Raw genomic sequence first — 15,568 nt, 5'->3', positions numbered from 1 at the left:
AATCCCTTAGCTGTTTGCGGCCTCTAGGGCCTTTGCGGTCAGCCGCGACAATGCCGTTTTTACGCGGATCATGAAACCCCCCTCGGCAATATCTTCGCCCGCGACCAGATCGACGGTCTTGGGCTTGTCGATGCCGGGGATGGTGATGACCAGATCGCCCAGCTTGTCGCCCTTGGCAATCGGCGCCTCGAGCGGGCCGGTATAATTGGCCACGGCGGTGATCGTGTCCTGCGAGGTGGCGGGCACCAGCAGGTCGAGATCCTCGGCGGGCACCATGGACACCTGCGATTTCGAGCCCAGCCAGACGGGGGCCGATGCAATTTGCGTGCCGCTGGTGACGACCTTTTTCATAACGAACTGGCGAAAGGCCCAGTTGGCAACCGCCTCCGCCTCCTGACGGCGGGCGGCTTCGGAATCCATGCCCGCCAGCACGAAGACGATCCGGCGGTCGCCCATATGGGCCGAGCCCACCAGCCCGTAGCCCGCTTCCTGCGTATGGCCGGTCTTCATGCCATCCGCCGTCCAGTCGGCGGCCTTGATATCCAGAAGCGGGTTGCGGTTCTCGGCATTGGCCGGAGCGCGGTCCTTGTAGTTGAAGTTCGTCATGCCGAAGAACTTATAATATTCGGGGAATTCGGTGATGATGCGCGTCGCCAGAATGCCCAGATCATGGGTGGACATGCGCTGTCCCGGATCGGGCCAGCCCGAGGCATTGGCAAACATCGAGTTTTTCATGCCCAGCTGATGGGCACGCTCGGTCATCTGCTCGGCAAAGGCCCGCTCCGATCCGGCGAGCCCCTCGGCCACCACCACGCAGGCATCATTGCCCGAGTTGATGATAATCCCGTGGATCAGCTCGCCCACGGTCGGGCGGTCCATCGTGTTGAGAAACATCGTCGAGCCGCCCATCGATTGCGCATGGGCCGAGACGCTGAAGGTGGTGTCCATCGTCACCCGCCCGTCGCGCAGCGCCTCGAACAGCAGATCCAGCGTCATCAGCTTCGACATGGAGGCGGGCGGCAGAGGGATATCCGCATTTTTCGACATCAACACCGTCTTGGTGGTGACATCATAGACCCAAGCCGCCGAGGCTGAGGTGTCAAACGCATGGGCCTTGTGGGCCGCAAACGGCACAGCCGCAGCGATGGTCAGGCACAGGGCCGCGATCCGGTGGGCGAGACGTTTCATCTTTCTTCCTTATTTCGAGACGGCAAAGGCGTCTTTGAAGCCCAGCCCCTTGATTTTCGTCAGCAACGTGTTGCGGTCGGATTGCGAGGCAGCAGGGCCCGCCACCACTCGCCAGAATTTCTTGCCTTGCCAGTTTTCCTCGATGGTCTGCGCAACCACACCGGATTTGGACAGGGTCTGGGTGACCTGCTCGGCATTGGCTTTTACCGAGAAGATCCCGATCTGGACCAACAGGCCGGTGGGTTTGGCCGCAGAGGGCTGCAGGGCAGGGGCCGGAGCCTTGGGAGCGGGTTTCGCTGCGGGTTTCTTGGGCTCCGCTGTTGCGGCCGCAGATGCCTGCGCGGGTGCCTTTGCTGCGGGCGCCGCGGCAGGCAGGGCACCGGTGGCGATCTTCTCGGGCGCCATCGCGTCGGAGGCGGCCACGACCTCTGCCTCGGGGGCGGGTTCGGCGCCCTCGGGTGCCGCTTCCTGACGGCGCAGGGCCACGACCGAGAGTTTGGCAGGGGCGCCTGCCAGCATTCCCAGCGCATCGGCCGCATCCGAGGAGACCTGAAGCTTGGGGCCCGGATTCTCGCGTTCGCGGCGGAAGAGCGCGCCGATCACGAATTTTCCGTTGGCGGTGTTACGGATGATGACCCGCTCGGGATCTTTCACGCTCGGATGCGCGACCCAGACACCGCCCAGCGAGGGGCGGCCATCCCAGAGGCCGTCTTCGGTAACGGAAAAGACCTGGGGCGCTTCGACATCGCGCTCGACCAGACGGGCCGAGGTCTGCTCGGTGACCGCGCCCTCATCGGGGTCCTTCTTGCCGAAGGGCAGACCCGTGGTCTGGCAGGCCGCAAGCGAGAGACCCGCGCCGAACATGAGGATCACCGGAGATAGTCGTCTGTGCATTCTGCCCTTCCCATTCGCAAGGCAAGACAAGGAGATCCCGTCTGCCCAAACATGCACGCCCTGCGGGGTCGTGATTATTATGCCTCGGTTGCCCGTCTCTTTCGGACGGATCGTTTGACGTGAGTGTAACGGTCAATTCCGTTCAAGGAAAGCACCTCGGCACATGCGATTGGCGGCAGATTGCTGGCGATGCCTCAGAAAAACGTGAGGGCGCGGACCCGCTATGGTCCGCGCCCCCGTTTTCGGGCATTTTCCCCTGTCTGTATTCGGACGACGGAGGCGGGGGTCAGCCCGCCAGACGCTGCGGCATCGCGCAGGCGGCGTGCTCTGCCTCGAGCGTGAATTTGGCGCTCTCGCTTGCGAGCGTCTCGGCCAGCGTCTGCAGCGCGGCCGTGGTGGCCGAAGCTTCCTCGAACATGGCCGCGTTCTGCTGGGTCACCTGATCGAGCTGGTTCACCGCCGTCTGGATCTCGTGCAGGCCGGTCGATTGCTCGACGGCAGAGTTTGCGATGTCGCGCACCACCTGATCGAGGGAGATCACGACATCCTGGATTTCCTGCAGCGACTGCCCCGACTGGTTGACCAGTGACACACCGGAATTCACATGGCGCTCGGAGGTCGAGATCAGATCGGCGATTTCCTGTGCCGCATCCGAGGAGCGCTGCGCCAATGCCCGCACTTCCGAGGCCACCACGGCAAATCCGCGTCCTGTCTCGCCCGCCCGCGCGGCCTCCACACCGGCATTGAGCGCTAGAAGATTGGTCTGGAAAGCGATATCCTCGATCACCGAGGTGATGCGCGAGATCGCCTGCGAACTCTGGGCGATGGCATTCATCGCAACGATTGTGTCTTCCACGATCTGGCGCCCGTTCTCGGCACGCACCCGCGCCCCGCCGACCGATTGTTCGGCCGCTTTCGCCCCGTCGGCCGAGCTTTTGACCGAGGCTGCCAGCTGGTTGATAGCAGCCGCCGATTCCTCGAGCGAGGCCGCCTGTGCCTCGGTGCGCTGGCCCAGCTTGGTGCCTGCCTCCGCCAGATTTCCGGTCTCGGCGCGCAGGGAGTTCGCGCTGTCCACGATGCCGCCGATCAGCGTCGCGATCTGGTCGAGCGAGCTGTTCATATCGTCGCGCAGCCCTTCGAGGTCGCGCGGCACCTCCACCGTGATACGCTGGGTCAGATCCCCCTGGTTCAACGCCGTCACCACCTGCTGGAAATCCGCGATGGCGGCCTTGCGCAGGGTGATGTCGGTGGCAAATTTCACCACCTTTACCACGTTACCGGCCTCGTCGAGGATCGGGTTGTAGCTGGCCTGGATCCAGATATCGCGGCCATCCTTGCGGATGCGCCGGTATTCGGCCTGCTGGAAGGTGCCCTCGGCCAGCTTCTGCCAGAAGAGCGTGTAGGCGCTGCTGGCGCGTTCGGCCTCGGCCACAAAAATACGGTGATGCTGGCCCCTGATCTCGGGCAGGGAATAGCCGAGCGCCTCGAGGAAGAGGGCGTTGGCGGTCAGGATCTTGCCCTCGGGGGTGAATTCGATCACCGCCTGCGAGCGGCCAAGCGCGGCGATCTGCCCTTCGGCATCCATCGTCTTCTGCTTGTCCTCCGTGATGTCATTGGCGATATTGGTCACGCCGATCACCGTGCCGCGGCTGTCGGTGACCGGGTTATAGCTTGCATTCAGCCAGATGTCGCGGCCCGCTTTGGTCCGGCGCTTGAACTCGCCCGACTGGAACTTGCCTGCACGCAGCTCGGCCCAGAACTGCGAATAGGCAGGCGTATGCGCCTCGCCTTCGGGCATGAACCGAGCATGATGGGTGCCTTGCAGATCGGCCAGCGTATAGCCCATCGCCTTGCAGAAGACGGGGTTGGCGAAGAGGATGTTTCCCTGCGGATCGAAGTCGATCACCGCGTTCGAGCGGTCGAGCGCCTCCAGCTTGGCCATCATCGCCCGTCGCGCCGTTTCCTGCTTGGTCACATCGCTCGCGGTTTTGATGATGCCGCCGATGCGGCCTTCGGCGGTTTTCCACGGCGTGTAGCTGGCGCTGAGATAAAGGCTCGCGCCGCTGCGGGTGCGGCGTTCGAAAATCGCGGTCTGGGCTTTGCCATTGCGCAGTGCCTCCCAGAAGAGACGATACTCGGTCTGCTCTGCCTGTCCGTCGGGCATGAACAGGCTATGGGGTTTGCCCACCAGCTCTTCCGCCGCATAGCCGGTCAGGGTGCAGAAATTCGCATTGACCTGACGGATTGTTCCGTCAGGGTCGAAACAGATCACGGCCTGTGATTGATCGACCGCCCATGCGACGGGCAACACGGTATCGTTCGGCCCAAGCCGTTTTTTCTTCAGAGTAAACACAGGGAGATGCTCCGTAATCGTTACGGAACCTAAACTAAGGTGAATTGATTAATGAACTACGCAACAACCATGAGCATGTGATTGATATACATGGAAAATATAGACAGGATATGTGATCGTAACATGCAAGAATCTTGCAGGTTTACCTTGGGGAAATGATTAAGCCGCTTATTTATAAGGCAGATTTGGGAATATACTGCGAGGCAGGGGATTTCTATATCGACCCCCATCGCCCCGTTGCCCGTGCAGTGGTCACCCATGGCCATGCAGATCATGCGCGAGCGGGACATGGTGCTGTTCTCGCTACGCGGGAAACCCTTGATATCATGAAGATTCGCTATGGTGAGAATTTTGCTGGCGCGACCCAGGCTATCAAGGGCGCGATTCGGGTCGGTGATGTCAATGTCAGCCTGCGGCCAGCGGGTCATGTGCTGGGCTCCGCGCAGGTGGTTATCGAGAAGGGCGGGCGGCGTGATGTAATTTCGGGCGATTACTCGCGGGTGGCCAATCCGGCCTGTGCGCCCTTCGAGCCGGTGCCCTGTGACCTCTTCGTGACCGAGGCGACCTTTGCTTTGCCGGTGTTTCGCCACCCTGATCCGGTTAACGAGATTAACCGTTTTCTGGCCTCGGTGCGCCGTTTTCCCGAGCGCCCGCACATCATCGGCGCCTATGCGCTTGGTAAGGCGCAGCGGGTGATCATGCTCCTGCGGCAGGCAGGATATGATGCACCGATCTACATACACGGTGCGCTGCAGGCGTTGTGCGACTACCACATCGCGCAGGGTATCCCCTTGGGGGATCTGCGGCCCGCCACGATGGACAAGGCGCAGGCGAGAGAGTTGCGCGAGGCGGTGCTGATCGCGCCGCCCTCGGCCTTTGGCGCGGCATGGGTGCAGCGCTTTGCCGATCCGGTGATCTCCTTTGCCAGCGGCTGGATGCAGATCCGCGCCCATGCCCGCAGGCGCGGGGTCGAACTGCCGCTCGTGATCTCCGATCATGTGGACTGGCCCGATGTTACCCGCACCATCGAGGAAATCGATCCGGAGGAATTCTGGATCACCCATGGCCGCGAGGAGGCGCTGATGCGTTGGGCGGCGCTCACCCAGCGCCGTGCGCAGCCCTTGCATCTGATGGGCTATGAAGAGGAGCCCGAATGATGCGCGCCTTTGCAGGACTTCTGGAACATCTGGCCTATACTGGCGGGCGCAATGCGAAACTCGCCTATCTGGCCGAGTATTTTGCCGCCAGCCCGGACCCCGATCGCGGCTATGCGCTGGCGGCCCTCACCGGCGATCTGTCCTTGGGCCGTGTGCAGCCCGCGCTCTTGCGGGCCATGGTGGCCCAGAGGGTGGATGCCGAGCTTTTCACGCTGTCCTATGATTTCGTGGGCGATCTGGCCGAGACGATCGCGCTGATCTGGCCCGAACCTGCCGCAACGATCGATCTGCCACTCGGGCGGGTGGTCGAGACGCTCCTGCCGATGTCAAAGCCCCAAGCCGCCCGCCAGATCGCCCATTGGCTCGACCAGTTGTCCGCGCCGGAGCGGCTGGCGCTCCTGAAACTCGCCACGGGTGGGCTGCGGGTGGGTGTCTCGGCGCGGCTGGCACGGGTGGCGCTCGCTCAGATGGGGGCCCAGATGGGTGGGCCTACGGTCGAGGAGATCGAAGAGCTCTGGCACGGGTTGGCCCCGCCCTATACCGAACTTTTCGCATGGATCGAGGGCGGCGCGCGTCCCGCCCAAGCAGCCTTTGCGCCCTTCCGCCCCGTGATGCTCTCGACGCCGGTGACCGATGCCGATCTGCCGAAACTCGCCCCCGCCGATTATGTGGCGGAATGGAAATGGGACGGGATCCGCGTGCAGGCCGTCTCCGAGAGCGGCACGCGCAGGATCTATTCGCGCACGGGCGATGACATCTCGGGCAGTTTCCCCGATCTGGTGGAGGCAATGGCGTTCGAGGGCGCGCTCGATGGCGAGTTGCTGATCAGACGCGGCGATCAGGTGGCGCCTTTTGCCGATCTGCAAAAGCGCCTTGGCCGCAAGAAGCCCAGCCAGAAGATGATGGCCGAAGCGCCTGCCGCGCTGCGGGCCTATGATATCCTCACATGGGAGGGGGAGGATCTGCGCGGCCTTGCCTTCGATGCGCGCCGCGCGCGGCTCGAGAGGGCGGTGGCGGGGCTTGATCCGCGGATCGATGCCTCGCCGCTGCTGCCCTTTGCCGATTGGGGGGCGCTGGCCGCCCTGCGCGCCGATCCGCCCGAGGTCGTGATCGAGGGGGTCATGCTCAAGCGCCATGACAGTGCCTATCAGGCAGGGCGTCCGCGTGGCCCGTGGTTCAAATGGAAGCGCGAGGCGCGGCTGGTGGATGCGGTGCTCCTTTATGGGCAGCGCGGGCATGGCAAACGCTCGGGGTTTTACTCGGATTTCACCTTCGCGCTCTGGGATGGTGCGGCGCCCGAGGCGCCTCTGGTGCCGGTGGGCAAGGCCTATTCGGGCTTCACCGATGAGGAACTGCGCCGCCTCGACCGCTTTGTGCGCAGCCATACGCGCGAACGCTTCGGGCCGGTGCGCTCGCTCGAGCCGAAGCTGGTCGTGGAGGTGGCCTTCGAGGGGCTTAACCGGTCTTCGCGTCACAAATCGGGAGTGGCGATGCGCTTTCCGCGCATCAGCCGTATCCGCTGGGACAAGCCCGCCGAGGAGGCCGACCAGCTGAACTCTCTGCTGGATCAATTGCCGCCCGAAGGGTAGCGTTCTGGCCAACCAAGGGAGGCGACTATGTCCGAGAAATCCAACGCCCTGCGCATGGCGCGCTATAACAGCTGGCAGAATAACGCGATGATCGGGGCGGCCAACCAGCTGCCCGCGCCCGAACGTCAGCGCGATTTCGGCACGTTCTTCAAATCCATCGAGGCAACCTTCTCGCATATCTTCTGGGCCGACCAGATCTGGCTCTCGCGCTTTGGCGTGGTGGAGCCGATCAAGCTGGGGATCCCCGAAAGCACGGGGCTGATCACCGATTGGGACCGCTTCCAGACCGATCGCAAGGCGCTGGACCAGCAGCTTTACGATTGGGTCGAGGGGCTGGACGAGAGTTGGTTCGCGGGCGAGCTGGCATGGTATTCGGGCGCGGTCGGGCGCGATATGGTCAAGCCCCGCGCGCAGGTGATCGGCCATATCTTCAACCACCAGACCCACCATCGTGGACAGATCCATGCGATGCTGTCGATGGCGGGCGTCAATTCCGGCATCACCGATCTGGCGATGATGGAGGAGTAAGACGCGGGCGTTACGGTTGGGCCTTGCTCTCGGGCGCAGCCATTGGCGCGTCCGCTACATCTTCCGTGGTGGCTTCGGTGTCCGGTTCGGCCTCGGAGACGGCCACAGCTTCGGGCAGGGCCGGGATCGGCACCCGCAGGATCTTGCGGCCCATCGCATAGGCGATACCGCCGCCCGTCAGCCGCGCAAGCTCGGGATGGTCCATCTCGAGCCCGCCGGTAAAGGTGCCGAACGCGGGCAGGATCATGTGCTCCTCGCCCACCAGCAGCGCCCGCGCCGTGCGCCCCGCGATACGGGTCTTGGGGTGGAAATGGGCCGAGATATCGGGGCCCCGTCCCGATGGGCCGCCCGCCTGATGGCGGAAGGCCAGATTGCCGAAGCGGAGTTCGGGCATGATATCGCCAGGCAGGTCGTGCTTGCCCGGGTCATGGTTTCCGGTGATCCAGATCCAGTCGGTCACCTTGGCGATCGCCGCCAGCCGCGCTTTGACCGAGCGCGCCAGTGACCGCCCCGCCTCGTCGTCATCAAAGGCGTCACCCAGCGAGATGACACAGGCAGGCTTGGTGAAAAACAGCGTCGCATCAAGGCGGGCCAGAGTATCGAGATCGCCAAAAGGTGGCAGAAGGGCGCCGCCGCGCCGCGCCACCCGCTCGGCCTTGCCGAAATGCAGATCGCCCAAAATCAGCGTGCGCCGCTCGGGCCAGTAGAGCGCGCCGGTGGATAGCACCATGAAACTATGACCCGCAAAGCGCACGGGGGCAGTGACCAGCTTCTCGTCGAAATCGGGCAGAATGCTCGATACCCCATCTGTCATGTCAGTCCTGCCTCGGCCATCAGCCGTTCCGCTTCTTGTTCCATCAGACGCATTTCGCCCGTTCCACCACGGATCGCAACCCGTCCCGCTTCAAGAAGGAGTGGGGCGGCAAGCGGTGTCACGCGAGTGGCGGTAGTATGCGTGACGGACCGGTGTCTGCGCAACATCTCTTCGATACGCCCGAAATCCACCAGCCCGCGCTGCGCCTCGGCCTGCGTCATGCGCAGCATCAGGTGGTCGGGGTCATAGCGGCGCAGCGTGTCATAGAGGATGTCCGAGGAAAACGTCGCCTGTTTGCCAGAGCGCCGCCCGCCCGGCAGGTTGCGCTGGATCAGCCCCGCGATGGTGGCCACGGTGCGGAAGGCGCGCTTCATCACCGTATTCCGGCCCAGCCAGTGCTCGAACCCCTCGCGCAGGTCCTGCGCCTCCAGAAGCGGCTGCGGGTCGGTGACCGGATCGACCGACCATATGAGGAGCGCATAATCGGTGGCGGTAAAGCCCAGAGGCCCGAGGCCCAGATCCTCCATCCGCTTTGTCACCAGAAGTCCCAGCGTCTGATGGGCGTTGCGCCCCGCAAAGCCGTAGAGGCAGGTATAGTGGCGGTCTTTGCGCGGGAAGCTTTCCACCAGCAGGTGATCGGGTTGGGGCAGGGCCGATACCTCTGCCTGCAGCTCCAGCCAGTCGCGGCAATGGGGCGGCAGGGCGCGCCATGCGCTCCGGTCGGCAATCAGCGCCTCCACCCGCCGCGAGAGCTGGGTCGAGGTGGCAAGTTTGGTGCCGGAATAGACGGCGATCTTGGGCTCGCGGCCGCGGGCGGGGGTCACCTCGACCACCAGATCCCGCAATCCCTCGTAGCGCACCACCTGACCGCCGATCAGGAACGTATCCCCCGGCGCCAGAGTGGCGGCAAAGGCTTCCTCGATTTCGCCCAGAGGCCCCCCGCCGCGCCGCGATTTCAGGCGGACCTTCAGTGTCTCGCTATCCACGATCGTGCCGATATTCATCCGCAGATCGCGTGCACTCCGCGGATCGCGCAGCTGCCAGAGCCCATGGCGCTGCATCAGCCGCTGCCAGCGGTCATAGGCCCTGAGTGCGTAGCCACCCGTCGCGCAATACTCCAGACAATCGTCAAACACGGCCCGCGTGAGCGCGGCATAGGGGCCCGCGCGGCACACCTCGGTGTAGAGCGTATCGGCATCGAAGGGGGCCGCGCAGGCCGTCAGCAGGATATGCTGGCAGAGCACATCCAGAGGTCCGTCCCCGCGCGGATCGCCATCCAGGTCATTCTCCCGCACGGCTTGCAGGGCGGCGGCACATTCGATTTCCTCGAACCGGTTGGCCGCCACGATCCGCGCCTTCGAGGGCGTGTCATAGCGGTGGTTGGCCCGCCCGATCCGCTGCACGAGGCGCTTGACGTTTTTCGGCGCGCCCACCTGAATGACCAGATCGACATCGCCCCAGTCGAGCCCCAGATCCAGCGAGCCGGTGCAGACCACCGCCCGCAGGCTGCCCGCCACCATCGCCGCCTCGACCTTCTGTCGGGCCTCGCGGGCAAGCGAGCCGTGATGGAGGCCGATAGGTTCGTTCGTGTCATTGACTTCCCAGAGCGCCTGGAAGAACAGCTCGGCCTGCGCACGGGTATTCAGGAATACCAGTGTCAATTTCGCCTCGCGGATCGCTGCCATCACATCGCGCACGGCATAGCGCCCGCCACCGCCCGACCATGGCGGCGGGTCAGTGGTGGCCAGCATCGCGATATCGGGGGCGGGGCCGGGGTCGGCCTGAATAATGCGTGCGCCGCCCATGAACGCTGCAAGCCCCTGCGGGTCCTCGACGGTCGCCGAAAGGCCGGTGACGGTAAGATCGGGCGCAAGGCTGCGCAACCGCGCAAGGCCCAGCATCAGCTGGTCTCCGCGGCGGCTTTCGGCCAGCGCGTGGATCTCGTCGAGAACCACCCGTTTCAGCCCCGCAAAGATCTTTGGCGCTTCGGGATAGGACAGCAGCAGCGCCAGCGATTCGGGCGTCGTCAGCAGGATATCGGGCGGGTCCACCCGCTGGCGCCTACGGGTCGTGGCGCTTGTGTCGCCCGTGCGATCCTCCACGCGGATATCGAGGCCCAGCCCGTCAATCGGGGCGTTCAGGGACCGCGCGATATCCGCACTCAGCGCCTTGAGCGGCGAGACATAGAGCGTGTGTATCCCGCCTTGCCGCCCATGCAGCAGATCGGCGAGGCTCGGCAGGAACCCCGCCAGTGTCTTGCCCCCGCCCGTCGGCGCGATCAGGAGCGCATCGCCCTGATGGCAGAGCACCTCCAGCTGATGCGGATGCGGGGTCCAGCCTTGGGCCGAGAACCAGTTTTGCAAAGCGGGGGGGAGCGAGGGCATCATGCCCCCGAGATAGGACAGAAAAACGCCTGCGCAAGGGATCCAGCGCAGGCGTTTCGACGTGGTTTGATCAGTTGCGCACGAAGCCCATACGCCCCAGCACTTCCGACAGATCGCCGGTGGTATAGGGTTTGCGCATCAGCTCGGCTGCCGGGTAATCCTCGATCCCCGCCTCATTGGCGTCATAGCCCGAGGCCAGCACGATCGGGATTCCCATCCGCGCCAGATGCTCGGCCACTGGCAGCGAGGTTTCCTCGCCCAAATTGACATCGAGCACGGCAATCTTCGGACGGAACCCCTCATTCAGGATCGCCAGCGCTTCGGCCACGGAGGCGGAAGTGCGCACCGTATCTGCGCCCATATCTTCCAGCATGCCTGCCAGATCCAGCGCCACGATCATCGTATCTTCCAGCACCAGCGCCGGTCCACCGACCCAGGGCTCGCCACTTGCAGGGGAATTTTGATCTTGCATTGTGATATCCGGATTACCTTCAAACGGGCGATGATCGATAACGGTAGTGGCGGGCAATGAGAAGGTGGCTTCGACACCCGCGGAGTTGTAACGCACCTCGGCGGCGCCTTTCAGCTCATGCGGAATGGTTTTCTCGATCACGGTCGAACCGAAGCCGCGCCGCGTGGGCGCGCGCACCACGGGCCCGCCGCGCTCGACCCAGGCGATGGTCCATGTGCCATCACGCTCCTCGCTCATGGTGATCTGAACGCGGCCATTGGGGGCGTGCAGCGCGCCGTATTTGACCGAATTGGTCACCAGTTCATGGAAAACCAGCGCCATCGGGGTGAAGGCATCGGGGCTGATGATGATATCCTGACCCTTGAACTCCAGACGGCTGGTATTGCCCGAGCCGAAGGCATTGGCCTCCACCTCGATCAGCTCGGCCAGCGGGATCGGCGAGAACTGGTCGCGGGTCAGCTGGTCATGGGCGCGCGAGAGCGCACTGATCCGCCCGTCCAGAGCCTCGGTGAACTGCCCCAGCGTCTCGGCCCCGTTGCTCGATTGTTTCATGATCGAGCGGATCAGGTTGAGAATATTGCGCACGCGGTGGTTCAGCTCGGAAATTAGGAGCGCCTGCCGCTCCTGCGCCTGCTTGCGCTCTTTTTCGGCCTGATCGGTGAGTTTGAGCACCACCTCCAGAAGCGTGCCACGCAGCGCCTCGGCGGCGCGCAACTCGCTCGTGGCCCAAGGGGCGGAGTGACCATGCACCACCTCGCGCCATGCCTCGAAGCTTTTGCGGGGTGTCAGGCGGTCGCCATAGGGCCCGTGCTCCACAGGCTTCTCGGGATTGCCCGCCCATGTGACCGATTGCGCGATCTCGCGGCGGAAGAGCACCAGATAGTCCCGCGGGCGGCGCGAGATCGGCAGGGCCAAGAGACCCGCGCAGCTGCTCTGATACTCGGAGGCGGCAGGGAAGTTCTTCGACAGGTTGTCGGTGGAGAAGACATGCGCCCCCGAGGCCGTATTGAGATAGCGCGCGAGCCGGTAGAACTGGTCTTCGCTCGGCACCGTGCCACGGGTTATCAGCTTGCCATCACTATAGAGTGCGACACCGTCAAACTGGATAAGATCCTCGATCTGGCGGGTAATGTCGTTGAAATTCTCGGCCCATTCGCTGGTGTTGGACACCAGCGCCATGATCCGGTTGTGGGTATCCTGCGCGCGTAGGGCGGATTCGTTTTCCGCCTGCGTTTCGGCGCGGGCCAGCTCGTAGGAGAACAGCTGGCCGAACAGCTCGATGGCCGTGCGCTTCTCGTAATCCATGATCAGCGGTTCGGGATGGTGGCAGGCGATCAGCCCCCAAAGCTCGCCGCGATTGAGGATCGATACCGACATTGAGGCCTGCACACCCATATTGCGCAGATATTCCAGATGGATCGGCGAGACCGAACGGGCCACTGAAAGCGACAGGTCCAGCGGCTCGCCTAACGGGTTCTGGGCGGGAACGATAGCAGAGCCCGCATCATCCACATCACCGATCAACCGCAGGAGCGAGCGCATATAGAGCGCGCGCGCCTGTTTGGGGATGTCCGATCCCGGAAAGCGCAGGCCCAGATAGCCCTCCATTCCGGGGGCCAGCGCCTCGGCGATCACCTTGCCCGAGCCATCCGCGCCGAACTGATAGACCATCACCCGTGCAAACCCCGTCAGCCGGCGCACGCTCTCGGCAGCCGAGGCCGACATGCGGGTAATGTCGCGCATCGTGGCAAGTTTCTGCACCAGTGGCTGCACTACGGCCAGATCGCTGATATGGTTGACGGATCTTTTGACCTCGAATTCGAGAATGAACCCGTGCTTGTAGGCATGGGCCGCCACATCGAAATGCACCCCGCGCCGTCCGATCTCGAGCCCGAAGAGACGTACACTCGTCTGGTCGAGGCTCAGCCGCGTGATATGGGCGCGGATCAACTGCTGGGTCTGCACCGGCAGCAGGTCCGAGATCGGCAGCCCCAGCAGGTCGTCCTGTTTGAGCCCCAGCATCCGGCTGGTATTTTCCGAATGGTGCTGCACGATCCAGTCATGGCTGAGCGCGATCAGGCAGGCCCAGCTTTGCACGCGGCCCAGCTGGTGGATCGGCTCGCGATCACAATTGGTCAGATCCGTCTCGACGGTCATGCTCTGGTTCTGTGTCATAAAGGCGCTTTCTGTGCCCGCGGGTGGTGCTGCGGGTCAGTAGGGGGCGTAACATGTTGCGAAAGCGCCATGGAAAACCATCCAAAGCATCGCTCGGCATCCGCGATAATACAATCAGTCTGGCGGTTTTCTACAGGAATATTGGTGGCTTGGTGAAGAAAACTCTGCCAGAGCCGAGGATCGAACGGATGGCACAGATAGCGATTGGCGCTCTCGGTGCGACCCTTGGCAGCCAATGCCTTGACGCGGCGTTTGGCCAGCACCTGATTGCCGAGCCGTGAGCCGAAGAGGATGTAATCGAAGGCCAAAGGATGCAGGGGAGCGGTTGGTGGAGGCGCAGTCGGCGATGCGGGCGGGCCGTCCAGTTCCCGCAGATCGGTTCCGATCGCGGTCAGAAGATCGGCAAGCAGCGCTGTGCCTGCGCTGGGCGGCTGACCCTGCATGGCCCGTGCCATTTGCATCAGGGCGTCATGATGGGCGCGCAGGAAAATCCGGTAATCCCCGTCTTCTGTCAGATCGAGGGTTGAGAAGGCGGTGTCGATGGAGGCATGCGCCGGAGCAAGCCGCAGGCGCAGGGCATCTCGCAGATTGGATGCCTCGCGTGGCGCGGCGGGAGAGTGTAGCAAGTCTGGTCTGGCCTTTGTTTGACAAGAAATGGGGAATGGCATGGCACGGGCCGAAGAAGTGACGGCCTGCTGTCGGCTTGGCCTCTGGGAAGTTTCATCAACAGATGGCATGGTGGCTGGCTTTATGCTATGTCAAAAGACATATCTGGCACCTCTTTTTCTCCCTCATCTCGCATTTTTCCCCAGCGTCGCTGCTTGGTCCTGATCGGCCATGGTCATGAACGGGCCGCCGCGCGAAAAGTTCCGTCGCTTGGCAAATAAACTTATTGTGCAGCCGATATTGTCCGCAGTCTCCGCCGCGCCATCTGTGTGGCATCATTGGACCGCCTGCGCACTGCAGGCCAGAGGAGCCCTGATCATGATGCGCTACCGGTGTCCGTCCTGCGGGGCGGAAGTGTATTTCAACAACCAGACCTGTCTGTCCTGTAATACGGCGCTCGAATTCGTGCCCGGTCAGGGGTTCGGGGCGATGGGATCGGCGGCCTTGCCTGCCTGTGCCAACCGCGCGATTATCGGGTGCAACTGGGCGGCCGAGGAAGAGGGAGGGCTGTGTCTCTCGTGCCGCCATACGACGGTGATCCCCGATCTGTCGACCGAGGAGGATGTCACCCGTTGGGCCGAGTTCGAGGCCGCCAAGCGCAACCTGATGCGGATGGCGGTGCTGCTGGGCCTGCCGCTGACCGATACCGACGGCCAGACACCACGCCCGCGCTTCCTGTTCAAATCGCCCGATGCGGGGGAGAAGGTGATCATGGGCCATGCCGATGGCGATATCACCCTCAACCTCTCGGAAGCCGATGACGATCTGCGCGCGGCCACCCGCGCGGAGATGGGCGAGCCCTACCGCACCCTGATCGGCCATCTGCGCCACGAGAGCGGCCATGCCTTCTGGGAGGTGATGGTGCGCCCATACGAGGACCGGCTGGCTTCGTGCCGTGCGCTGTTCGGCGATGATCGCGAGGATTATGGCGCAGCCCTCGAGCGCCATTACGCCAATCCCGCACCAGAGGGCTGGGAGCAGGAGTTCGTCTCCGAATATGCCACAGCGCATGCCTATGAGGACTTTGCCGAAAGCTGGGCCAATCTGCTGCATATTCTCGACGGGCTGGAAACGGCCCTGGGCCATGGTCTGATGCCCGAGGATCACCGGCTTGATGCCCCGTCCGATCAGCGTCAGGTCCTGCCATGGCTTCTGGAGATCCCGATGGCGGATCTGGTCTCGACATGGGTTGCACTGTCCTTGGCGCTCAACGCGCTCAATGACAGTCTGGGCCATCCGAGTTTCTACCCGTTCGTGCTCACCCCGAAAGTCTCGGAGAAACTCGACTGGGTGCGCCAGCTCATCCGTCAGGGGGCACCGGTTCCGGCCTGACCGGTATCCGCCGGAT

General features: G+C 63.5%; 11 protein-coding genes. 4 read left to right on the top strand and 7 right to left on the bottom strand.

The window, feature by feature from the left end; all coding sequences use genetic code 11:
- Positions 1-6: 6 nt before the first annotated feature.
- From VSX56_RS02065 to VSX56_RS02055, 3 genes are all read right to left on the bottom strand, one after another.
- Positions 7-1,188 carry a D-alanyl-D-alanine carboxypeptidase family protein gene (locus VSX56_RS02065; RefSeq protein WP_350934484.1) on the bottom strand — a complete coding sequence of 394 codons (1,182 nt, stop codon included), beginning with the start codon at positions 1,186-1,188 and terminating at the stop codon, positions 7-9.
- 9 nt (positions 1,189-1,197) lie between these two features.
- Positions 1,198-2,082 (bottom strand): SPOR domain-containing protein, encoded by an 885-nt coding sequence (locus VSX56_RS02060; RefSeq protein ID WP_350934482.1) that lies wholly within the window; start codon positions 2,080-2,082, stop codon positions 1,198-1,200.
- Between the two features lie 286 nt (positions 2,083-2,368).
- A complete protein-coding gene (locus VSX56_RS02055; protein WP_350934480.1) occupies positions 2,369-4,435 on the bottom strand; it encodes a methyl-accepting chemotaxis protein in 2,067 nt (688 codons plus the stop codon).
- A gap of 155 nt (positions 4,436-4,590) precedes the next feature.
- On the opposite strand from VSX56_RS02055, the gene VSX56_RS02050 reads away from it, so the two are divergent.
- From VSX56_RS02050 to VSX56_RS02040, 3 genes are read left to right on the top strand one after another with little or no spacing between them, the layout of a single operon-like run.
- Entirely contained in the window at positions 4,591-5,592 is a 1,002-nt protein-coding gene (locus VSX56_RS02050) for a ligase-associated DNA damage response exonuclease (protein ID WP_350934478.1), read from the top strand.
- Positions 5,592-7,181 (top strand): cisplatin damage response ATP-dependent DNA ligase, encoded by a 1,590-nt coding sequence (locus VSX56_RS02045; RefSeq protein ID WP_350934652.1) that lies wholly within the window; start codon positions 5,592-5,594, stop codon positions 7,179-7,181. Before VSX56_RS02050 ends, VSX56_RS02045 begins: the two co-directional genes overlap by 1 nt.
- 27 nt (positions 7,182-7,208) lie before the next feature.
- Positions 7,209-7,709, top strand: a complete 501-nt coding sequence (locus VSX56_RS02040) for a DinB family protein (RefSeq protein WP_350934476.1) — start codon at positions 7,209-7,211, stop codon at positions 7,707-7,709.
- A 10-nt stretch (positions 7,710-7,719) separates the two neighbouring features.
- Here the strand turns inward: VSX56_RS02040 and pdeM are convergent, their stop codons facing one another.
- From pdeM to VSX56_RS02020, 4 genes are all read right to left on the bottom strand, one after another.
- Positions 7,720-8,523 (bottom strand): ligase-associated DNA damage response endonuclease PdeM, encoded by an 804-nt coding sequence (gene pdeM / locus VSX56_RS02035; RefSeq protein WP_339112136.1) that lies wholly within the window; start codon positions 8,521-8,523, stop codon positions 7,720-7,722.
- Positions 8,520-10,907, bottom strand: a complete 2,388-nt coding sequence (locus VSX56_RS02030; protein WP_350934474.1) for a ligase-associated DNA damage response DEXH box helicase — start codon at positions 10,905-10,907, stop codon at positions 8,520-8,522. Before VSX56_RS02030 ends, pdeM begins: the two co-directional genes overlap by 4 nt.
- A gap of 70 nt (positions 10,908-10,977) precedes the next feature.
- Positions 10,978-13,554, bottom strand: coding sequence for an HWE histidine kinase domain-containing protein (locus tag VSX56_RS02025; protein ID WP_350934472.1), 2,577 nt, complete (start codon positions 13,552-13,554; stop codon positions 10,978-10,980).
- Positions 13,551-14,291, bottom strand: coding sequence for a heme oxygenase-like domain-containing protein (locus tag VSX56_RS02020; RefSeq protein WP_350934470.1), 741 nt, complete (start codon positions 14,289-14,291; stop codon positions 13,551-13,553). Before VSX56_RS02020 ends, VSX56_RS02025 begins: the two co-directional genes overlap by 4 nt.
- Before the next feature lie 247 nt (positions 14,292-14,538).
- On the opposite strand from VSX56_RS02020, the gene VSX56_RS02015 reads away from it, so the two are divergent.
- On the top strand, positions 14,539-15,552 hold the full coding sequence (locus VSX56_RS02015) for a zinc-binding metallopeptidase family protein (RefSeq protein ID WP_339112139.1): 1,014 nt from the start codon (positions 14,539-14,541) through the stop codon (positions 15,550-15,552).
- The last annotated feature ends 16 nt before the right edge of the window (positions 15,553-15,568 follow it).

It is taken from the genome of Thioclava kandeliae, assembly GCF_040297545.1.
Lineage (GTDB): Bacteria > Pseudomonadota > Alphaproteobacteria > Rhodobacterales > Rhodobacteraceae > Thioclava > Thioclava kandeliae.
The sequence above is the reverse complement of the archived record's forward strand: the minus strand, read 5'-3'. Positions and strand labels throughout refer to the sequence as shown.

Bases quoted from the DNA above. Each gene is read 5' to 3' on its own strand.
- VSX56_RS02050 (WP_350934478.1), top strand. From the start codon at position 4,591: ATGATTAAGCCGCTTATTTATAAGGCAGATTTGGGAATATACTGCGAG.
- VSX56_RS02045 (WP_350934652.1), top strand. From the start codon at position 5,592: ATGCGCGCCTTTGCAGGACTTCTGGAACATCTGGCCTATACTGGCGGG.
- VSX56_RS02025 (WP_350934472.1), bottom strand. From the start codon at position 13,554: ATGACACAGAACCAGAGCATGACCGTCGAGACGGATCTGACCAATTGT.
- VSX56_RS02060 (WP_350934482.1), bottom strand. From the start codon at position 2,082: ATGCACAGACGACTATCTCCGGTGATCCTCATGTTCGGCGCGGGTCTC.
- pdeM (WP_339112136.1), bottom strand. From the start codon at position 8,523: ATGACAGATGGGGTATCGAGCATTCTGCCCGATTTCGACGAGAAGCTG.
- VSX56_RS02015 (WP_339112139.1), top strand. From the start codon at position 14,539: ATGATGCGCTACCGGTGTCCGTCCTGCGGGGCGGAAGTGTATTTCAAC.
- VSX56_RS02030 (WP_350934474.1), bottom strand. From the start codon at position 10,907: ATGCCCTCGCTCCCCCCCGCTTTGCAAAACTGGTTCTCGGCCCAAGGC.
- VSX56_RS02020 (WP_350934470.1), bottom strand. From the start codon at position 14,291: ATGCCATCTGTTGATGAAACTTCCCAGAGGCCAAGCCGACAGCAGGCC.
- VSX56_RS02040 (WP_350934476.1), top strand. From the start codon at position 7,209: ATGTCCGAGAAATCCAACGCCCTGCGCATGGCGCGCTATAACAGCTGG.
- VSX56_RS02065 (WP_350934484.1), bottom strand. From the start codon at position 1,188: ATGAAACGTCTCGCCCACCGGATCGCGGCCCTGTGCCTGACCATCGCT.